General features: G+C 39.7%; 2 protein-coding genes. One reads left to right on the top strand and one right to left on the bottom strand.

Annotated features, from left to right (window positions below):
* Positions 1-38: 38 nt before the first annotated feature.
* Positions 39-491: a hypothetical protein gene (locus HXY34_14155; protein ID NWF97277.1), complete on the top strand. Its 453-nt coding sequence runs from the start codon at positions 39-41 to the stop codon at positions 489-491.
* Positions 492-494: 3 nt separating this feature from the next.
* Here HXY34_14155 and HXY34_14150 read toward each other — a convergent pair.
* The coding region (locus HXY34_14150) for a discoidin domain-containing protein (protein NWF97276.1) at positions 495-2,163 on the bottom strand (1,669 nt) is incomplete at its 5' end.

The following is a 2,163-nucleotide window of genomic DNA, read 5'->3' as shown; positions in this document are numbered from 1 at the left end:
TTGTGATACCTGAATGTTCTGTTGGGAGTAGTTTTTGGGTGAAAGTGCGCAATTTTGAGAAAAGCTTTTACTCTGGATCTGTAGTTGAGTCTGCACGGTTTTTTCAGGCAAAGCTTGCCAGAGAAGTTGGAGGGTTTGAAGAAGGATTGGTTTTTTTCGAAGAATCCACCTTACCCTACAAGATACTGAGAAATGGATACGATGTGTTTTCCAGAGTCAAACCCCCTATATTTCATCATGAAGAAAACTTCTCACTCCTTACATGGCTTAGAAAGAAGTTCTATTATGGGAAAACCGTTCATTTATACAGGCACAAGTACAGTGCTTATTCAGTGGCGCAAACAAGCGTATGGTTTAGGTCTGCTCTTTTTATGAAAAACTGGAGAAGATTTTTGGGTAGACCAAAGCTAGCTTTTGGCGTGGCTTTCTTAAAAAGTCTAGAGTACTTTGCGACAATTTTAGGTGCAGTCTATTCCAAGCTAAAGTTGTAGCCACTAACCTGTTGTTTGTTGACGCATCCGCATTTTCTGTTTCAATTTGGCTTTTATGAATTTGAGTTTGGAACGGATTAGATTGCTAATTTTCTTTAAGTCTTTTCTGTTCAAGAATGCTAATAGAAGCGCAGGAAGAGCGAGGGAAGCGACTGCGGATAGGAGAAAAAGGCTTTGTGTCTCATATTGTATTGATATTGTAAGGTCTCCTGTCTGGTCTATTAGCCAGCAGTTTGCGAAAGCGTTTGCTTCTTGATGGTTTTTTTCTTTAATTTGATTGCCGTTCACTGACACTTTCCAGTGTTCATCGTAGCTTTCTAATAACACTAAAACAAAGGAACCTTTCGATTCAACATGTACTTCATAGCCTGTTGGAGAGAGTTCCCTCCACACAAAGTTTTCCGGAGACACTAATGCATTGTTTCCTATCGTGTTTGGTGAAGTTGCATTGAGGAGCACTGAATGTTGCAGAGTTTCCCATGTTGATTCTTGTACAGTTTGGAACATGTCATCTAAGGTTGTATAGCTCAAAATATTGTCGGCTATGGAGATCTTTTGCAAAGCATTGGTGTTATTGTATAGTGATATTTCATCCCATTCCTTAATTAGAACAAAGTTATCGTTTTCATTAAATTTGAGTTGGCTTATATCATAGGCAGCGCCAGACATGAAGTCTTTTTCGAGTACAAAGTGCTTTATGCCCAATGTACCCAGAAATCTTGAAAGCCCTCCGTTTTGGGCGAACACCTCCAGTTCCCATATACTGGTCTGATTGAAACGCAAAGCTTTGGTGAACTCTATACGAAGCTTTGTTGCAGGAATCGATCGTGAAAACACATATTCATTTTCAAGACTGGTATTGTTTTCCACCTCTATTTGAGTTGCCCAGTTGGAACCGTTCCATGTTTCTATAGCGTAGTCGTTTGCATAAGCGGCTTCGAAAACAATCCTTATTTTCGTTAATTCTCTAGCATAGCTCCATTCAATTTCGAACCACTGTGGCATGCCCTTCTCGGATGCCCACCTAGTGTTATTATCTCCGTCAATTGCTCGAGTGGGTATTAATCCCTCTTTTTCAACCGAACTCGCAGAAGCTTTTCCTTCGGGCGCCACATTTCTATAACCGTTTGTCAGCATCAATCCATAAACTCTATTCAGCAAATCCAAGTTTTCAGACTGCACGTATTCTGTGCCTAATCCAGATATTACAGGCTTCGAAAAAATCAGCGGATAAGGATTTCCAGAATTAAGGGGAACCCCACTAAAATTGTAGGAGACATAAGTATATCTTTGTGGAAGCAAAAGAGTCCAATACTGATTTGAAAGCATAGTATTGAGTTTAACATAAGAATCTGGGAAAAAGTAACCTTTAACGTTGCTATTCAGCCAATTTCTTGCAACATCGCCTGTCATCAAAGGATACGATGAAGAGAAAAAAATCATGATTGCCAAGCTCAGCACAAAAACCTGCAATACTTTGTTTCTAACTCTGTGGTACAATGTTGAAAAAGTAAAGCCGATTAAGAGACTGTAGGAAAGTATCACGAAAAAGCTCCACTGAGCAGATTCTCTAAATGCTATCATAAAGGGAATGTATTTTGCTAATTCAAGGTAAAGATTGCTGGAAAGTGGGCTGAAGGCGCTTGTCAGCACCAAGAAAAGCATGGCTGTT

The organism is Candidatus Thorarchaeota archaeon (assembly GCA_013388835.1).
In the GTDB taxonomy this organism is placed as follows: Archaea; Asgardarchaeota; Thorarchaeia; order Thorarchaeales; family Thorarchaeaceae; genus JACAEL01.
This window is presented reverse-complemented; position numbering and strand designations above follow the sequence as displayed.